The organism is Marasmitruncus massiliensis (genome assembly GCF_900186535.1).
GTDB classification, from domain to species: Bacteria; Bacillota; Clostridia; order Oscillospirales; family Ruminococcaceae; genus Anaerotruncus; species Anaerotruncus massiliensis_A.
Window position 1 is genome coordinate 1,995,073 of sequence record NZ_FYDE01000005.1, and the last position, 17,758, is coordinate 2,012,830.

16 protein-coding genes are annotated in these 17,758 nt (G+C 49.8%); 1 reads left to right on the forward strand and 15 read right to left on the reverse strand.

What is annotated here, in order from left to right; genetic code table 11:
• Positions 1-41 precede the first annotated feature (41 nt).
• The 10 genes from purE to hprK form a co-directional block, all read right to left on the reverse strand.
• Positions 42-539, reverse strand: a complete 498-nt coding sequence (purE, locus tag C1A10_RS17710) for a 5-(carboxyamino)imidazole ribonucleotide mutase (protein WP_101911517.1) — start codon at positions 537-539, stop codon at positions 42-44.
• A gap of 390 nt (positions 540-929) precedes the next feature.
• Positions 930-1,919: a 6-phosphofructokinase gene (gene pfkA / locus C1A10_RS17715; RefSeq protein WP_101911518.1), complete on the reverse strand. Its 990-nt coding sequence runs from the start codon at positions 1,917-1,919 to the stop codon at positions 930-932.
• Positions 1,920-2,115: 196 nt separating this feature from the next.
• Complete coding sequence (locus C1A10_RS17720; RefSeq protein WP_101911519.1) at positions 2,116-5,607, reverse strand: DNA polymerase III subunit alpha; 3,492 nt, start codon at positions 5,605-5,607, stop codon at positions 2,116-2,118.
• A gap of 69 nt (positions 5,608-5,676) precedes the next feature.
• Complete coding sequence (locus C1A10_RS17725) at positions 5,677-5,997, reverse strand: putative heavy metal-binding protein (protein ID WP_101911520.1); 321 nt, start codon at positions 5,995-5,997, stop codon at positions 5,677-5,679.
• A complete protein-coding gene (gene whiA / locus C1A10_RS17730) occupies positions 5,994-6,923 on the reverse strand; it encodes a DNA-binding protein WhiA (RefSeq protein WP_101911521.1) in 930 nt (309 codons plus the stop codon). Before whiA ends, C1A10_RS17725 begins: the two co-directional genes overlap by 4 nt.
• Before the next feature lie 2 nt (positions 6,924-6,925).
• Entirely contained in the window at positions 6,926-7,792 is an 867-nt protein-coding gene (gene rapZ, locus C1A10_RS17735) for an RNase adapter RapZ (protein WP_101911522.1), read from the reverse strand.
• Between the two features lie 20 nt (positions 7,793-7,812).
• A complete protein-coding gene (gene murB / locus C1A10_RS17740) occupies positions 7,813-8,730 on the reverse strand; it encodes a UDP-N-acetylmuramate dehydrogenase (protein ID WP_101911523.1) in 918 nt (305 codons plus the stop codon).
• 20 nt (positions 8,731-8,750) lie between these two features.
• The gene (locus C1A10_RS17745) at positions 8,751-9,710 is read right to left on the reverse strand and encodes an ROK family protein (protein WP_101911524.1); all 960 of its coding nucleotides are present in this window, start codon (positions 9,708-9,710) and stop codon (positions 8,751-8,753) included.
• Between the two features lie 32 nt (positions 9,711-9,742).
• Positions 9,743-10,468, reverse strand: a complete 726-nt coding sequence (locus tag C1A10_RS17750; RefSeq protein WP_101911525.1) for a phosphatase — start codon at positions 10,466-10,468, stop codon at positions 9,743-9,745.
• A 30-nt stretch (positions 10,469-10,498) separates the two neighbouring features.
• Positions 10,499-11,455 (reverse strand): HPr(Ser) kinase/phosphatase, encoded by a 957-nt coding sequence (hprK, locus tag C1A10_RS17755; RefSeq protein ID WP_101911526.1) that lies wholly within the window; start codon positions 11,453-11,455, stop codon positions 10,499-10,501.
• 214 nt (positions 11,456-11,669) lie between these two features.
• Here hprK and C1A10_RS17760 point away from each other — a divergent pair, with 214 nt between their 5' ends.
• Entirely contained in the window at positions 11,670-12,869 is a 1,200-nt protein-coding gene (locus tag C1A10_RS17760; RefSeq protein ID WP_101911527.1) for a prenyltransferase/squalene oxidase repeat-containing protein, read from the forward strand.
• 20 nt (positions 12,870-12,889) lie between these two features.
• Here C1A10_RS17760 and C1A10_RS17765 read toward each other — a convergent pair whose 3' ends face one another.
• The 5 genes from C1A10_RS17765 to C1A10_RS17785 form a co-directional block, all read right to left on the reverse strand.
• The gene (locus C1A10_RS17765; protein WP_101911528.1) at positions 12,890-14,053 is read right to left on the reverse strand and encodes a DHHW family protein; all 1,164 of its coding nucleotides are present in this window, start codon (positions 14,051-14,053) and stop codon (positions 12,890-12,892) included.
• A 15-nt stretch (positions 14,054-14,068) separates the two neighbouring features.
• Entirely contained in the window at positions 14,069-15,454 is a 1,386-nt protein-coding gene (locus tag C1A10_RS17770) for an MBOAT family O-acyltransferase (RefSeq protein ID WP_101911529.1), read from the reverse strand.
• Between the two features lie 91 nt (positions 15,455-15,545).
• Entirely contained in the window at positions 15,546-16,064 is a 519-nt protein-coding gene (locus C1A10_RS17775; protein WP_101911530.1) for a DUF4358 domain-containing protein, read from the reverse strand.
• A 157-nt stretch (positions 16,065-16,221) separates the two neighbouring features.
• Entirely contained in the window at positions 16,222-16,977 is a 756-nt protein-coding gene (locus C1A10_RS17780) for an amino acid ABC transporter ATP-binding protein (protein WP_101911531.1), read from the reverse strand.
• A gap of 15 nt (positions 16,978-16,992) precedes the next feature.
• Positions 16,993-17,649, reverse strand: coding sequence for an amino acid ABC transporter permease (locus tag C1A10_RS17785; protein ID WP_101911532.1), 657 nt, complete (start codon positions 17,647-17,649; stop codon positions 16,993-16,995).
• Between the last annotated feature and the right edge of the window lie 109 nt (positions 17,650-17,758).

The following is a 17,758-nucleotide window of genomic DNA, read 5'->3' on the forward strand; positions in this document are numbered from 1 at the left end:
ATTCCTCCATATTTATATGATAAGTATTTATTTTGACTTGATTAAGCAAATTCCTTCTGAATTTTCAGATCCTTTTGGAGAACCTCCTGTTCCATGTCGGAGCGGCGCAGAGAAAGCTTATAAGCGACCTCGGCATCATTCACCCCAATGATCTGGGCAGCGAGAATGCCGGCATTTTTGGCCCCGTCAATAGCAACCGTGGCAACCGGGATGCCCGCGGGCATCTGAACCGTAGACAGCAGAGCATCCAGCCCATCCAGCGTTGAAGATTTCACCGGGATTCCAATGACCGGAAGCGTGGTGTGTGCCGCAAGCACACCCGCGAGATGCGCTGCCTTGCCTGCCGCTGCTATAATTGCCGCGAATCCGTTTTCACGTGCACTTGCCGCAAACTGACAGGCGGCGGCGGGCGTCCTGTGAGCGCTCATCACATGCACTTCCACATCAATACCAAAGCCCTTTAATTCTTCAACCGCACCTTTGACAACCGGTAAATCGCTGTCGCTGCCCATAATGACAGCTACTTTTTTATTGGCCATAACCGCACTTCCTTTTTATCAAAAATGAAAACAGGCTGCGGCCTGCCGCAACCTGCAAAAATCCCTTTCATAAAGCTTACACTGATTCCCTTTTACACTGCACCCATAGCTGGCAATACCGCCATAAGAAACACGGCAATCCATTACAGTCCGACAAATTACGGATGATCCAGCCAATATCGCCACCCCCTTGTGCTCTTACTGTTTTTAGTTTACAGGAAAATTTGTCGATTTTCAACGCCAAAAACCCTTGTCTGAAAAAGATTGGAGGGTTGATTGAAAAGGAACAAATGCTCTGTCAAGTTTTTGTAAATTCAAACGATAGGTCATACAAGCTACTTTGCACATTGGGACATAAGAAAACTCCTGCCGGCGCAGGAGTTTGATCTCTTAAATGGAAATTACATCGGCAATATCATAAAGATGCTTATTGAATTCCTTTTTCATATTCAGTGCTTCGAGAATGTCGTAATCCACAATCTTATTGTCATGGCTGACAACCACCCTGTTGCCGATTCCCTGTTCAAGCAATTCCACTGCATGATAGCCCATTTCACTTGCAAGCACACGCTCGCGGGCTGTCGGCGCGCCGCCGCGCTGGACATGGCCGAGCACCGTTGCACGAGACTCCACGCCTGTACGCTCCTGTATTTCCCGGGCGATATCATATACGGTGCCGATCCCGTTGACGCTCGTTACGCCTTCCGCAACCATAATGATAAAATGCTTCTTGCCTGTGCGCAGAGTACGCTGCATTTTTTGGACAATCGCGTCGATGGAGAACGGAACCTCAGGCACCAGAATCGCAAGCGCGCCGCAGGCAATTCCCGCGTGAAGAGCAATATCGCCGCAATGTCTGCCCATTACTTCCACGATAGAACAGCGGTCATGGGATTGGGAAGTATCGCGCAGCTTGTCCACCATGTCCATAACCGTATTAACCGCAGTATCAAATCCGACGGTATAATCGCAGCAGGCAATATCGTTATCGATGGTTCCGGGGATGCCGATACAGGGGACGCCTTTCAACGAAAGGTCACGCGCGCCGCGGAAAGAGCCGTCGCCGCCAATAACTACCAGCCCGTCAATTCCGATCTCCGTGCAGACCTCACGGCCGCGCTCAACACCTTTATCCTCACGGAATTCGGGACAACGCGCAGAATAAAGAATCGTGCCTCCGCGATGCAGTGTATCGCAAACGCTGCGCAAATTCATCTCTACCATATCGCGTGCCAAAAGTCCGCTGTATCCGCGGCGAATGCCTATTACACGCATATTTTTGTAAAGCGCCGTCCTCACAACGGCACGGACAGCTGCATTCATACCGGGGGCATCACCACCGCTTGTAAGGATTCCTATGGTTTTTTGCTGTTTCTCCATAACGCCGCGTCCTCCATCAGCAGGGTCGCTCCCCGCTTAATTTAGTTCAAATAAGGGGCTTATATCCTCTGTCACATTATACTTGATGACAGCGAAATGTTCAAGGTTTTCCCGCTATGTTTATAGAATTTTACTAGAACGGAAAAGATTTTCACTGATTTCTTGTCATATTTATAAGTCAATGTAAAACAGGAGATTATACACGATATACTACGTTTTCTTTCCCCAACAGCTTTTTTAATTCCCGGTCCAACACATCATTGTAATGCACCCAAAGCGATTGAGACGCAAGATGATATTTTTTGGTATTTTGAAAATAGAAATAGACTGCAATATAGGGTTCTCCCCTGTTTTCCGGCACAAAAATAGACAGCAGATTTTTTACCCGGCCAAACATCGCAGCCTCACTGCTTTCCATGCGAAGGTATAGTCCCGGATTTTTCACCGGAGCCTTTACTTCCAGCTTTTGCGCATTGTCGGAGGCCTTTGCGGATTCTTCATATTCCTCGATCAAAGAGATGGATTCAACAATCAATTTTGCTTCCTCTTCCTCCCGGACTGAAACACGGCCGGTCAGAATTACAACGCTGCCTTCTGCCAGTTTTGATGAAAAGCCTGCATATGCTTTCGGAAAAATGAGCGCCTCCATGCCTCCGCTTGTATCTTCAATCTGTGCAAACGCCATCATCTCGCCGTTTCGGGTGGATTTCAGCCTTCTGCTGTTAACAATAGCGGCGACTTTGACGGCTGTGCCGTCCTGTATCCCGCTTCCGCGTTCTTCCGCAGAAATGATATCCGAAATCAGCGTACAGCCGAATTTGTCGATCAGATTCTGATATCTGGAAAGCGGATGACCGCTGATATAAAGCCCGGTGGTCTCTTTCTCGTTCGCAAGCAGAAGAGAAACCGCCATTTCGGCGACCTGCGGCAGTGTGCGCGTCTGTTTTGGCGCGATTTCCGGAATATCAAACAGGTTTGTCTGGCCGCTGAGCGTACGTTTATAAACTGCGTCAATGTCCTCGAGCACCGCCTCATAGCCGGATAACATCTGATTGCGGTTGTTTCCCATACAGTCCAGCGCCCCTGATTTGATCAGGCTTTCAAGCGCGCGTTTGTTCATATCTTTTCCATACATCCGCTCGCAAAAATCAGTAAAAGTCTGGAAGTTTCCGTTCGCCTGACGTTCCGCTATCAGTTCATGGATAAAGCCCCTCCCGATATTTTTCACGGCGAGCAGGCCGAAACGAATATCCTGGCCGCTGACGGTGAAACCTTCCTTGCTGATATTTACGTCGGGAGGCAGCACCCGAATTCCAATTCGGCTGCATTCCCCGATATATTCAATGACTTTGCTGGTATTATCCAGAACACTTGTGAGAAGCGCCGCCATAAACTCCCTCGGGTAATGGCATTTCAGGTATGCGGTCTGATAGGAAACCATGGCATACGCAGCGGCGTGGGACTTATTGAATGCGTAAGACGCAAACGCGGACATCTCATCAAAAATCTGATTGCCGGTTTCGCGCGGCACGCCGTTTTGCAGGGCGCCTTCTATGAAAACGACCCGCTCCTTTTCCATGACGTCATGCTTCTTTTTCGACATCGCGCGCCGCACAAGATCCGCCCTGCCGTAGGAATAGCCGCCGAGTTCACGGCAGATCTGCATGACCTGCTCCTGATAAACGATGCAGCCGTAGGTCACTTTCAAAATCGGCTCGAGAAGCGGGTGTTTATAGGAGATCAGCTTTGGATTATGGCGGTTCCGGATATAGGTGGGAATTGACTCCATTGGGCCGGGGCGGTAAAGGGAGTTCACCGCAATCAGATCTTCAATTGATGTCGGCCCCAGCTGGGCAAGCACCGACCGCATGCCGGCCGATTCAAACTGGAAGATACCCACACATTGCCCCTTTGTCATCATCGCAAAGGTATCTTCATCGTTGAGGGAAATTCGGTTGATGTCAAAGTCCGGCTGGTACTTGTTGATTTCCGCCACCGCATAGTTGATGACCGTCAATGTGCGCAGGCCGAGAAAGTCCATCTTCAGCAGGCCAAGCTCCTCCAGCGTTGTCATCGTATACTGCGTGACCGGCATGGTTTCCTCGCTTTTATAAAGCGGCACATACGTATCAACCGGATTGCGCGTGATCACCACGCCAGCGGCGTGGGTTGAAGCATGCCGCGGCATTCCCTCAATCTTGCGCGCCATATCAAGCAGTTCCCTGATTTTCGGATCGGATTCATACAGTTGCTTTAAATCGGCGGAAACCTGCAAAGCTTTATCCAACGTCATTTTTAGCTCGTTTGGCACCAGTTTTGCAATCCCATCCACCTGTTGGTAAGGTACATTCAAAACGCGCCCGACATCCCGGATAGCCGCGCGGGCGGCCATCGTTCCGAATGTGATGATCTGCGCAACATGGTCGGCGCCATATTTTTGCACGACATAGTCAATGACTTCCTGCCGCCGTTCATAGCAGAAATCCACATCAAAATCAGGCATGCTGACACGTTCGGGGTTCAGGAAGCGTTCAAACAGCAGATTATAGCGGATGGGGTCAATGCTGGTAATCCCGACACAGTAAGCGGCGAGGCTTCCGGCGCCTGAGCCTCTTCCCGGCCCGACCGGGATGCCCACACTTTTCGCATAATGGATGAAATCATAGACAATCAGGTAGTATTCCACATAGCCCATGTCGGAAATGACGCGCAGTTCATATTCCAGACGTTCCACGACATCCTGCGGGGGATTTTCCCCGTAATTGCGCCGCAGGCCCTCATAGCAGAGCCGCTTAAAGTAGCTGAGGTTGTCTTCCTCGTCGGGAGCGACAAAAAGCGGCAGCTTTGTCTGGCCGAACTCAAAGTCGAAATTGCACATGTCCGCAATTTTCCGGGTATTCTCCAGCGCGCCCGGATAGTTTCCGAACAGCTGTGCCATCTCATCTCTGCTTTTGATATAAAATTCGTCGGTTTCAAACTCCATACTGCCCGGCGCATCCACTGATGTATTTGTCTGAATGCAAAGCAGCACGCTTTGCATCTTCGAATCTTCTCTTTTCACATAGTGTGCGTCGTTGGTCGCGACAAGGCCGATGCCTGTCTCCTGAGACAGGCGCAAAAGATCCGGCAAAATCTGCTTTTGCAGCGCGATTCCATGATTCTGAAGCTCGATATAATAGCTGTCCGCGCCAAATAAGTCACGATACCAGAGGGCCGTTTCCTTTGCTTTTTCATAATCACCCTGCGCCAGACTGCGGGGTATTTCACCCGCAAGGCAGGCGGACAGGCAGACAAGCCCTTCATGGTGCAGTTCAAGCAGGTCGCGGTCGATGCGCGGTTTTGAATAAAAGCCCTCAACAAAACCGGCGGATACCAGTTTGATCAGGTTTTGGTAGCCTTGGACGTCCTTGCAAAGCAGGATTAAATGATAAGGCGACGTATCAACTTTATGCTGCTTGTCAAACCTGGTGCGCGGCGCAACATAGACTTCGCATCCGATAATCGGCTTGATGCCATGCTCTTTCGCGCATTTATAAAAATCCACTGCGCCATACATAACGCCATGGTCGGTGATGGCTATGGCACTCTGCCCCAGCTCCTTCACCCGCTGCATCAGCCGTTCAATCCGGCAGGCGCCATCCAGCAGGCTATATTCCGTATGTACGTGCAAATGCACAAAGTCTTCCATGATTCATCCCTTGCCCTGTCTTATTGTAGCGGGCACATAGCCATCAGCCATTGTGCCCGCTCCCGGTTTTCATTCAATGCAAACCGCCGTGCCCGATGCCGTGACCATCAGCATGCCGTTATTTGCGCCCAGCACCTCATAATCGATATCGACGCCGACCACCGCGTCGGCTCCCAGATTCGCGGCACGCTGCGTCATCTCTTCAATCGCCTGCTCACGCGCCTGAATCAGCTCGTCCTCATAAGTTCCCGACCGTCCCCCAAAAAAATTGGACAGACCTGCGGTAAAATCCTTAATAAAGTCTACGCCGGAAATGACTTCGCCGAATACAATTCCCTTATATGCCGTAACGCGTTTTCCCTCAACTGACGGTGTTGTTGTAATAATCATTGCTGATTTCCCCTTTCATTACGCAGTGGTTCTGCAAATTCTGCAATTCTTTTCAAACGATGGTTAACCCCGGAACGCGAAATTGGTGTGGACAGCATCTTTCCCAGTTCCCGCAGAGAAAAATCCGGATTTTCCAGCCGCAGTACAGCGATCTCCCGCAGATCCTCCGGCAGGGATTCTATTCCGCACCGGGACTGGATCAGCTGAATCTGTTCAATCTGAGTCATTGAAGCGTCGATGGTTTTTGTAATGTTTGCCGTTTCGCAGTTTGTTTCCCTGTTTACTTTGTTGCGCAGCTCCTTAACAATTTTGATTTCCATCAGATTTAAAGCAGCTTTGGGCGCACCGATAAAGGTCAGCAGATCTTCGATGTTCTCACTTTCTTTATAGTACAGCAGATAGTCATTGCGCCGTGTCGTGCTCTTTGGAGCAGTCAGATACTCTGCCAGAAGCGCCGCCAAATCGTCGCATAGCGGTTTGCTTGAAATCGCAAACTCCACACGGTACTCCTTTTCAGGATCGGGAACAGACGCCGCCGCAAGAAACGCCCCGCTTAAAAAAGCCGGAATATCCGAATCGGCCAGCAGCTCACGCCGGAGACCGCAGCTGTCCTCCTCCGCTTTGCAGCCAAAATAGGAAAGAACCGCGGCACGGTCGGTCAGGCTGTCGACAGTCACCATATAAATGCTGCGCCGCCCCTGTCGTTTGACTTCTCTCAGCGTAATACTGTCCGTCAGCCCGATTAAATCGGCAATACAGTCCGCGTAGAGGCGGGCTACCACCTTATGTTCGGTATGGATGGAAATAGTATCTATCCCAAAGCTGTTTCCAAACAACAAAAGGCCGTACGCCTGCGCTTTTCTGTTACGATGGCGAAACGGCCTGTTATTGCAGATTTCACTTTTGATGTCATAAGCAAACGACATGGCTACTCCTTATGCTTGGAAATATCCCTGTGAGATACCGTGCAGCGGATACCCTGATCACGCACATGGTCTGCCAGAAGCTGAGCGAATACCACAGACCGGTGTTTTCCCCCGGTACATCCGATTGCGATGGTGAGCTGTGTTTTCCCTTCATCCCGGTAAAGCGGGAGCAGATAATCCAGCAGATCCAGCAGTTTGGGCACCAGCTGCCGGGTCTGCTTCCATTGCATCACATATTCCCGGACGGGGGCCTCCAGCCCTGTTTTCATCTTCAGTTCCGGAACATAAAACGGGTTGGGCAGACAGCGGACATCAAATACCAGATCTGCTTCTTTAGGCAATCCGTATTTAAACCCAAATGACATGCAGTTCACCAGCATCGACTGATTCCTATCGTCCAAAAAAATATCGACTACTTTTTCACGCAGTTGGTTTACCGATAAATAGGTTGTGTCGATGATATAATCGGCATTGTCCCGGATTTTTGAGAGGAGCCTGCGTTCTTCCGAAATAGCGCCCTCCACGGTAGGGTTTTCCTGATCCATCAGAGGATGCTTCCTGCGGGTTTCTTTGTAGCGCTGAACCAGAATGGAGTCGTCACAATCCAAAAAAAGCGTCTGAAAGCCGCCGGCAACCCCCACAAATTCCTCCAGCCCGTCAAACAGGTCCCCGAATATTTCCTTGCTGCGGGCATCGATTACAATCGCCACCTTGTCGATCTTATCGTCGGCCTGCGCACATAAATCAACGAATGACCTTACCATTTTGGGCGGAAGGTTATCCACACAGTAGTAGCCGATATCTTCCATGGCCGCGATCGCGCGCGATTTGCCTGAACCGGACATTCCGGTGATCAACACAAAATCCATACCGACTTCCCCTCTTTCTATTATAACAGCTTGATTTCACATTCCAGCTGAAATCCCGTTTTTCCATATACTTCCTGCTGAACCTGCCGAATCAGTTCCAGCACATCCTGACAGGTCGCGTGATCATAGTTGATGACAAAACCGGCATGTTTCTCACTGACCATGGCCCCCCCGACGCGGCGGCCTTTTAAGCCGCACCGGTCGATCAAAACCGACGCATAGGAACCTTCCGGGCGCTTAAAGGTACTTCCCGCGCTGGGATACTCCAACGGCTGTTTGGATTTCCTCCGCTCCATAAACTCATCCATCTTTGCATGAATTTCCCGAGAGTCTCCCTTTTGCAGGCGGATTGCAGCTCCTGTGATCAGACAGTCGGGGTGATCGGAAAACCAGCTGTGACGATAACGGAAATCAAGGCTGCCGACTTTTCTTTTCATCTCTTCAGAACTTTTCGTGTCCAGATAAGAGACTTCCTCAACAACGTCGCATAATTCGCCGCCGTAAGCACCCGCATTCATATAAACCCCCCCGCCCAGGCTGCCCGGAATTCCATAGGCGAACTCCAGGCCGGAAAGCCCGTGTTTCTGCGCAAACCGGCAGAGCGCCGTCAGACTGGCCCCGGCCGGACAGTCAATCAGGGTCTCATCATCTTTACGGATGGACGGGACGGCGGACAGTTCGTCGAATGAAAGCACCACGCCGCGGATGCCGCAATCATTGATCAACAGATCGGAACCTTTTCCAATATAACGCAGTGGAAGTCCCAGCTGTGTTACTTTGCGGATTACCTGCCGTGCCTGCTTGAAATCATACGGACGGATAAAGAGATCGGCAGGCCCTCCGATTTTAAACGTCGTGTGCGCAGACATGGGCTCATCTGCCAGACAGGTGCAATGAATTTGCCGGCAAAAATCCCGCAGTTCCAAAAGTTCGTTCATGATTTCCTCCAAATCAACGCTCAGTGATATTGTCTGCCCAGCAATGCCGCCCCGATGATTCCCGCATCATTTCCAAGCTTTGCCTGTAAAATCTTCGTGCAGTTATGATCCTCGTGGTTAAAGCACTGGGCATAAGTGCGTTCACGCACAGGGTCAAACAGGGTTTCTCCCTCTTTGCTGATTCCCCCGCCTATGACAACCGCCTGCGGCTGGAACAGATTGATAATCCCCGAAACCGCGTAGGCGATATACTCCTCGTACTGCCTTACCACTTCGGCGGCAGACGGATCGCCCTGCCGCATCGCGTCAAATGAGGTGCGGCCGCTCACTTTATCCAGACTATGCTCCGCAAGCTCCCACATCTTGGAGCCTGCATTTAGCTGCATGGATTCTCTGGTCATACGGATCAGAGCGCTGACAGAGCAGTAGGATTCAATACAGCCGCGCCTCCCGCAGGTGCAGGGCACGCCGTTATAAACCATTCCAAGATGCCCAAGCTCAGCCCCTTTATAATTAAAGCCGGAATAGATTTTTCCGTCAATAATGATGCCGCCGCCTACTCCGGTACCGAGTGTAATCATGATCACAGAGTCCAGACCTTTGGCGGCCCCGTTCATTAGTTCACCAAAAGCCGCCGCGTTCGCGTCATTCTCAATAAAAACCGGTTTGGAAATCCGTTCTGAAACGAGCGCGCCCAGCGGCGTATTGCGAAATCCGAGGTTCGCCGCCAACCCTACTACTCCGGTGCGGGGGTTCGCCGTACCGGGCGTTCCCACGCCGACCCACTGCACATCGTCTAATGAAACACCGGCATCCGCAATTGCCTGCATCGCAGTGGAGACCATGCCGTCCGCAATTTCCTGCGCAGGGTGAAATGCCCGGGTTTTCGTATCTGCCCTGCCGACGATCCGGCAGGATTCGTCCACAACACCAACCGCAACGTTTGTTCCGCCCAAATCAATTCCCACATAATAGTTCACTGATGACACCCCGTTTTTGTTTTGAATAGGTTCTATACCAGCTGTCTTCCGGATTTTTCACGGGCAACCGCAAGGAAACGGTCATAATCCGTATTGAGAATCAGTTTTTCGGGATAACCGATCTCCATGAGCATATCCAGCGCTTCCCCCGCGTTTCCGATCTGGGTGAAAAAATGGGCATCTGAACTGCATACGGCGCGCACGCCGTATTTTTTGCAGAGCAAAGCGATCTGCCTGCAGTTTTCCCGGGAACCCGGCCTGCTATGAAAAGAATGCGCATTGAACTCCACAATTTTCTGATGCTCCGCAAAAGCTCTGATTACGGGTTCATAGTCGAACCGGAAGCGCTCATCGCCGCAATGACCAATTACATCCACGTCCGGATTTTCGGCAATTGCCAGCCAGCCGGCCGTATGGGAGGTGATATCGGAAGGGGTGCAGCAGGGTGAATGATAGGACGCAATTACCCAATCCAGCTTCTTTAATTGCCGCTCGTTCAGATCCAGCGACCCGTCAAAATCGAGGATGTTCGCCTCCGCTCCTTTCAAAACGATGACCCCGTCAAGCAGATCGGGTACTGTGGCCGGAAGGTTATTAAAAAACCATTCATGCGGCCCGTCAATCATTTTAGGGGCATGTTCTGTAACACAAAGAAATTTCAGCCCTTTTTTGGCCGCCGCCTGCACATTTTCATAGATTGTGCTGTATGCGTGGCTGCATGCGATCGTGTGGCTGTGCGTTTCCGCGATTATCTGCATGAAAATCCAAAATCCTTTCCTATGATCCTGCTAAAAGCTCCAATCAGAAGTGTCCGTTCCATCCTGCTCCACCATCCCGAGCTTCTCCAGCAGATCCTGCGCGGCATTGTAACCCATGCGCTTCTGACGGTTGTTCATGGCGGCGACTTCAATAATAATCGCCAGATTTCTGCCGGGTTTGATCGGAATGGTCAGGGACGGCACCTGAATTCCCAGCACATCCGTATATTCTTCGTTCATTCCCATCCTGTCATACACCTTGGATGCATCCCACTGCTCAAGCTGCACGATCATATTAATCTTTTCGGTCATTTTAACCGCGCCAATACCAAAAAGCCTGCGGGCATTGATGATGCCTACGCCGCGCAGTTCCATAAAATGGCGGATGTTTTCCGGCGAGGAACCAACCAGTGTTTTATTGGAAACCCGGCGGATTTCCACTGCGTCATCCGCGATCAGCCGGTGCCCGCGTTTTACAAGTTCGATTGCGCTCTCGCTTTTGCCGACGCCGCTTTCGCCGAGCAGCAAAATCCCCTCGCCATAAACTTCCACCAGCACTCCGTGCCGGGTGATGCGGGGCGCAAGTTCCACACCCAGTTCCGCAATCAGGGAGGCCATAAACTCTGAAGAACCGTCGGCAGTTCGCAGCAAAGGCACCTTATGCACCGTCGCAAGATCCACCATCCGTTGAGAGACTTCCAGACACCGGGTTACCACAACCGCAGCGGGCTTATGGGAAAAATAACAGTCAACCCGTTTAAACCGTTCCTCTTCATTAAATTGATCCAAAAAGGCAAATTCACTTTTTCCAAGGATTTGAAACCGCTGCGGATTAAAATATTCAAAAAAACCGTTCAGCTGAAGGCCGGGCCGATCCACCTCCGGCGTGGAAATGGAAATTGTATTCGCGTCCTCAGGCAAATAAATAGCTTCCAAATTGAAGTCCTTGATGATTTTTTGCAAAGGGACAATAAATTTTGTAGCCACGGGAGCACCTTCCTTAGTCCTGTTTTCAAAACATTCCGCCGACAAATCCTGTTTGTCGACATTAAAAATATTATACCGTATCTGCCGCAATCTTTCAAACACTATTTTGGGCAAATTTGTATTTCGAGCATCAGTTGAAAAATTTTTTAAAATGTATTATACTGGATAATAAATTGCTGTAAAATTAATTGAAAGGAAAGGGGCGCCATCCCAGTTGAAACGCATTGCTGCAGCGGCAGTTGCCTGTTCGCTGTTTTTTTCTGCCGCATTTCCCGTTTTTGCCGATGAACAGCAGGTCATATTCCCTGTTTCAGAACAGACCTGGCAATATCTTGACCGCAGTCCTGCAGGCCAAAACAGCATTACGGTTTACTCGCTGGGGGCCAGGCAAATCCGCAAAGATGCCAGCACGAATCTTACAGCGGAACTGAACAATGCCATGCAAACCAATTTTTCGTCGGCCGAACGGTTGGAACAGGCGATTCTTTCTCTCATCAAGATTGGCGAAAATCCCGCGGATTATAAAAATAAAGATTTGATCGCGCTGTTATCCAGCCATGAAGACCCTTATGAATCAGGGCTCAACAGTGCCTGCGGCGCTTTGATGGCTTATGACGCCACACATGCGTCCATACCGGAAACCGCGCGGAACAGCCCCACCAGCCTGGTTGACTATATTGTTTCTTCACAGCACAGGACAGGCGGTTTTGCCCCGACTACCGGGCGCGACCCCGACGCTTTGTCGACGGCAAGAGTAATGGTTGCCTTGTCTCCCTATAAAAGTACCCCCTATGTGGATTCCGCCCTTAATAAGGCGCTGGACTGGCTGGGGGGGCAGCAAAGCGCAGACGGCTCTTTCCCGGCGGACAATCCTGACTGTATCACTACCGCGGCGGTATTAACCGCACTGAGCACTCTGGGCGTTTCCACAGAGGATTTCAGGTTTGTGAAGAGCGGAAATACGCTTTTGGATGCCCTGGACGGATATCTGAACACGGATGGAGGGTTTGCGGAAACTGCCGGAGGCGAATCGAGCGTAGACGCTACCGAGTACGCCGTGATTGCCCTTTATACCAATGCATCTGGGCTTGCCCCCTACCTTTCCCCTGACTCCTACCCCAATTATGTGGAGCCGGAGCCGGACGGGATTAAAGTTTATCTTCGTTTCATTTTCAGTTTCCTCGGCATGTTTGCCATTGTTTACCTGCTATTGCTGCTGACAAATCTGATCGGGAAAAAATGGGGCAAAATAACCCCGGCCGAAAATCAGAGCCTCTCCGGTAAAAACGTGACGGAGGACGACGGAAAAACGATGGAAATCCGCATTCCGATGAAAGCGGAAATGACGGACTTTGAATCTATTTATGAAGAAGAAAACCATATCAAGCAGGAAGAAAAGCATCCCGCCGAATAACCGGAGGGATGCTTTTTCGTTTATTCTGTAAGCAGTGAGATATTGGTATCGCTTGCAAAATTCATAAAGCTATACATAAGCAGTACATCATCAAACGAATGGGCAGCCATGAAATCGCTCATTTTCTCCGTCATGGAGCGCAGATCGACCACATAAACCTCATCATAGCTGTAGGTCAGGAACGGTGCGAAGCTGTTCCCATAGCTGTCCTTAATCAGCAGGATTCTGGTGGTTTTTCCTTTTTGCGCATTTAAATTATTTTGGGATTTGATGACCGTAACGCCGTTGTTGCCCCAAAGGAAAGCCGCGTGTTTGTCCCGCTTGTCCCAAAGCGAAGAATCATACAAGCCGGGCTTCTCTTCCCCGTCGATCACGATGGACTGGAACGGAATGTCAAAATAAGTGATCGTGTCCGGAACCGCGGAATACAGTTTGCATTTGCTGTAATAGCTGCCGTAAAAATCGGGAACCTGATGCTCCAGCGGCCCGAGGCTGTCCCAGTCAACCGCTTTCAGGCCCCTGGCCTGTGCAAAGCTCTGGTAGGCGTTATAGGCCCCAAAGGTTGTCCAGTGATGGTCCGTCCTGTAATAGACAGGGTCTTGAATGCCTTCGGCATCCGCCTTTTGCACCGCCCCTTTCATGGCCGGAAACAGATCCCAGACCGTCACGCCGCTCGGAACGCGGGAATTGATTTCCTGAATTCTCTTGTTCTGATCCACGTTTTGCAGCCCCTGCGGGACAAGGCTGTCCAGTATCGCATAGGAACTTGGAATAATTGCCGCCGTAAAGTTTGACTGCCCCAGATACTTCTCAAAATACGCGTTGATAAAGTTGATATTCTGTTCCAGACGCCGCTCATCGGTGGACCGGTAGTCTTCGAACATATGATGATTGCTGCCATAAACGATGCCGTTATTTTCGATTTTCCCGAGCGCCGATTCGCTGACCGATTTCAGTGTAATCCACGAATCGCGCGCTACAAACTGGTCGTTGATATAGGCTTCATATTTGGGCGTGTATTCATTTCGAAACAGTTGCGACAGACTGAACTGGGGGCGCTGCGTGAGGTAACGGTTTTCCATTTCACTGAACTGGCGGCTGTTTACAAACATGTCCGCAACGGAAGTTGCCAGAAGCAGCACGGAAAATAATAAAAGCAGGGAATATTTTTTAAAAGCCTGCAAAACGGCTTCGCCTCCTTAGAACCGGAAATATAGGAACGGATTATAGGTGGAATCCACCAGATAAGCAACTGAAAGCAAAAATACAACCAAAAGAAACGGAACGCCAAGCAGCCGGGCCAGTTTCTGATGCTTGTCCGAAAAATAACGAAGCCATGGCGTGGACATGACAGCACCCAGCAGAAGGATTACTGCGTAGTTGCGCAGGAAGAACATCCAATCATCGCCGCCCTGGTAGCAGAACAGCCGGCTTAAAAATAGCCCCATCTGGTTCATGTCTGTGATCGCAAACAGTACCCACCCGAGAACAACCGCTAAAATCAAATACAGATGTGAAAACAAGCGGTGCTTGTCCAAAAACCGCTTGAGGAACAGGCGTTCACAGGAAATCAGCACAAAAAAGTAGAGCCCCCACAGAACGAAATTCCAGCTCGCGCCATGCCAAAGGCCGGTCGCGGCCCATACGATAAATAGATTCCAGTATTGACGGGCGGTTCCTACCCTGCTGCCGCCAAGCGGGAAATACAGGTATTCCCGGAACCAGCCGGAAAGCGTCATATGCCAGCGCCGCCAAAACTCCGTGATGCTGCGGGCAACATAGGGATAATTGAAGTTCTGCGGGAAATGGAACCCCATCGCCCGGCCCATCCCAATAGCCATCAGGGAATAACCGGAAAAATCAAAATAAATCTGCAGGGTGAACGCCAGAATCCCCAGCCAAGCCAGCGGGGTGGAAATTTGCCGGAATCCGATTTGTTCAATCTGCGTCCAGAGGGCGCCCACAGAATTTGCAAGCAGTACTTTACTGCCCAGCCCCAGAATAAATAAGGCAATCCCATCCTGAATATCCGTTAGGCTGATCGTACGTTCATGCAGTTCCTTGTGAATATCGGTATATTTTACAATCGGGCCCGCAATCAGCTGGGGAAATAACACCACAAAGGTGCCAAAGTTAATGAGATTATGCTCGGCGTCAATTTTACGCAGGTAAACGTCAATCGTATAGGTCATGATCTGAAACGTATAGAAGCTGATGCCAAGCGGCAGGTTTTTAGTGACCTCAAGATAAGGAATCGCTGTTCCCGCCAGCGCATTGACGTTCAGAATCAGAAAATTACTGTATTTAAAAAATGCCAGAAACCCAACACTGAATAGTACAGAGACCGTCAGCACCGCACGGCGCAGCGCTTGTTTTTCCTGCCATTTTTCGATCAGAAGTCCCGCAAAGTAATTGACCAGAATGATGGAAACCATAATCGGAAAATAACGTACTTCCCCCCACGAATAAAAAGCCAAGCTCACAATCAGGAGGGTCAGATTTTTCAGTTTTGCGGGTGTCAGATAATAGGCGACAAAAGCCACGGGAAGAAAACGAAACAAAAACAGGATGCTGCTGAATACCATCCAATTCCTCCTTAAAAAATAAAGCGCACCAGACAATTTAATATCCAGTACACTTTACCAAATTTTATGGCTTTATTCAAGTGCAAAAATTCTAACTTTCTCCTAAGAAGGCTTCATTAAGCAGAGCAATGGCATCCTCCATATCCGCATTGCGGTCTTCCGTTGCGTCATTCAGAATCAGCAAAAACACATAATTCCCTTTTTCGACGACCTGCCCATTTTCTGCAGTTTCCTTTTCTTCAGAAAGGAATGCCTGGACATCGGACAGCCTCCTTCCGAGACTGTTTATCACTGCCTGCTTTTTTTTCGGGTTCGCTTTGACCGCGACGATTTGTTCCGTATCTCCGGCCTGCATCGCTATTTTGCCCGCAAATTCCTCAATATCGTTTTTGCTGACATAAAACAACTCTTTAAGCGCTGTTTCATCCAGGTTCGCAGGCATTTGCATCCCGATTTTTTCTGCTATTTGATCCACAACATTCTGTAAAGACTGCCCGTTTTGCATCTGAACCAACTCGTCCGTCAGCGGCACTGCCTTTGAACCGCATCCGGTAAGCAATAAAATGCTCAGAATGACTGCATTCAGCGATTTTGTTACAGTTCTTTTCATATTTCCTCTCCTTCAAGCAAGCATAGAAACAACGAATCTCTGTTGTATTTTACGCTGAATGTCCAAACGAAATGACAGTCTGCGCCTAAAAAAAGATACCTGCCGGGCGTCCCCGATAGGTATCTTTGACAAATAGTTCCATTCTATACAAACGCCCTCATGCCCTGTTCCCACTGGAAGTACCGAAAAACTCGGCGGTTCTCCGATCCTTGGGATGCCGAAACACTTCTTCCGGCGTGCCTTCTTCCGCAATTTCCCCGTCACACATAAATAAAATCTTATTTGCCACATCGCGCGCAAAAGACATCTCATGTGTGACTACCAGCATGGTCATATGGTCGGCGGCCAGCTGTTTCATAACGTTCAGTACTTCCGCGGTAAGCTGCGGGTCCAGCGCGGAAGTAGGTTCATCAAACAGCATAATATCGGGATTCAGCATCAACGCGCGTGCAATTGCGACGCGCTGCTTCTGTCCGCCCGACAACGTGGAGGGCATTGTATCCATTTTCCCGCTCAGCCCGACCTTGCCGATCAGGGATTCGGCAAGCCTGTCCGCATCTTCCTTCGACGCGCCCTTCACCTGCATGAAAGGCATCGTCAGGTTTTTCCGCACAGAAAGATGCGGAAAAAGATTAAAACTCTGAAAAACCATGCCCATTTTCGATGTAATGTTTTTAACCTTTACATGCTCAGAATAAGTGCCATCCCCGACAAGTGTTTCTCCTTCCACCGTGATTGTTCCGCCATCCACCTGTTCCAGATTGATCAGACAGCGCAGCATCGTACTTTTACCGGCTCCGGAAGGGCCGATTACCGCAATTACATCGCCCTTATTGACCGAAAAACTGACGTTGGTAAGCACATCAGTATCCTGAAAACTCTTTTTCAGCCCTTTTACCTGAATTAATTCCATTGTTCCGTCCTCCAATCAATAGCTGGTTTTCTTCTCAAGCCAATTGAAGAACAGCTGAAGAAGAGTATTTACAATCAGATAAATCACAAATGCAATCATATACGGGAACACGGTTCCCGTCCGGCTGACCGCAACTTTTGCATAGTGCAGAATTTCCGGAACGGAAATAGCAAAAACCAGCGCGGTATCTTTTACCAAAGTAATCGACTCATTTGTGATAGACGGCAAAGCCACACGGAACATTTGCGGCAAAATGACACGCACAGTGGTTTGAAATTTGTTCAGTCCAAGCACCTGACAGGCTTCATATTGCCCCTTGTCGATGGACAAAAGCCCGCCGCGAAAAATTTCGGCAAAGTATGCCGCATAGTTCAATACAAACCCAACCATTGCGCAGACAATGGCGGAAAAGAATAACCTTTTAAAGAAATCCGAGACGAGAGGCATCCCAAAATAGATAAAAAAGAGCTGGAGCATCAGCGGCGTGGCTCTCATTAAATAAATATAGCCGTTTGTCAGCCAGCGCAGAGGAGCAAACCGGCTGCGTGTGAGCAGTGTCAAAAAGAATCCCAAAGGCATTGCCGCCGCCAGTGTGACGGCAAACAGCATCATGACTACGCCAAAACCCTGCATCAACGCCGCCGTGGTTGTTACAATATCGCTCCAGTTCATATGGGCACACTCCTGTTTCTCTTTATAACGCTAGCAAGAAGAATCGTGAAAGTATTTATCCCCAGAAAACAACCAGCACTCCCATTCTAAACCCGAATGGGAGTGCGGC

Coding starts and splice junctions, on each gene's coding strand:
- purE (WP_101911517.1), bottom strand. CDS start 539: ATGGCCAATAAAAAAGTAGCTGTCATTATGGGCAGCGACAGCGATTTA.
- pfkA (WP_101911518.1), bottom strand. CDS start 1,919: ATGGAGAAACAGCAAAAAACCATAGGAATCCTTACAAGCGGTGGTGAT.
- C1A10_RS17720 (WP_101911519.1), bottom strand. CDS start 5,607: ATGGAAGACTTTGTGCATTTGCACGTACATACGGAATATAGCCTGCTG.
- C1A10_RS17725 (WP_101911520.1), bottom strand. CDS start 5,997: ATGATTATTACAACAACACCGTCAGTTGAGGGAAAACGCGTTACGGCA.
- whiA (WP_101911521.1), bottom strand. CDS start 6,923: ATGTCGTTTGCTTATGACATCAAAAGTGAAATCTGCAATAACAGGCCG.
- rapZ (WP_101911522.1), bottom strand. CDS start 7,792: ATGGATTTTGTGTTGATCACCGGAATGTCCGGTTCAGGCAAATCGCGC.
- murB (WP_101911523.1), bottom strand. CDS start 8,730: ATGAACGAACTTTTGGAACTGCGGGATTTTTGCCGGCAAATTCATTGC.
- C1A10_RS17750 (WP_101911525.1), bottom strand. CDS start 10,468: ATGCAGATAATCGCGGAAACGCACAGCCACACGATCGCATGCAGCCAC.
- C1A10_RS17770 (WP_101911529.1), bottom strand. CDS start 15,454: ATGGTATTCAGCAGCATCCTGTTTTTGTTTCGTTTTCTTCCCGTGGCT.
- C1A10_RS17775 (WP_101911530.1), bottom strand. CDS start 16,064: ATGAAAAGAACTGTAACAAAATCGCTGAATGCAGTCATTCTGAGCATT.
- C1A10_RS17780 (WP_101911531.1), bottom strand. CDS start 16,977: ATGGAATTAATTCAGGTAAAAGGGCTGAAAAAGAGTTTTCAGGATACT.
- C1A10_RS17785 (WP_101911532.1), bottom strand. CDS start 17,649: ATGAACTGGAGCGATATTGTAACAACCACGGCGGCGTTGATGCAGGGT.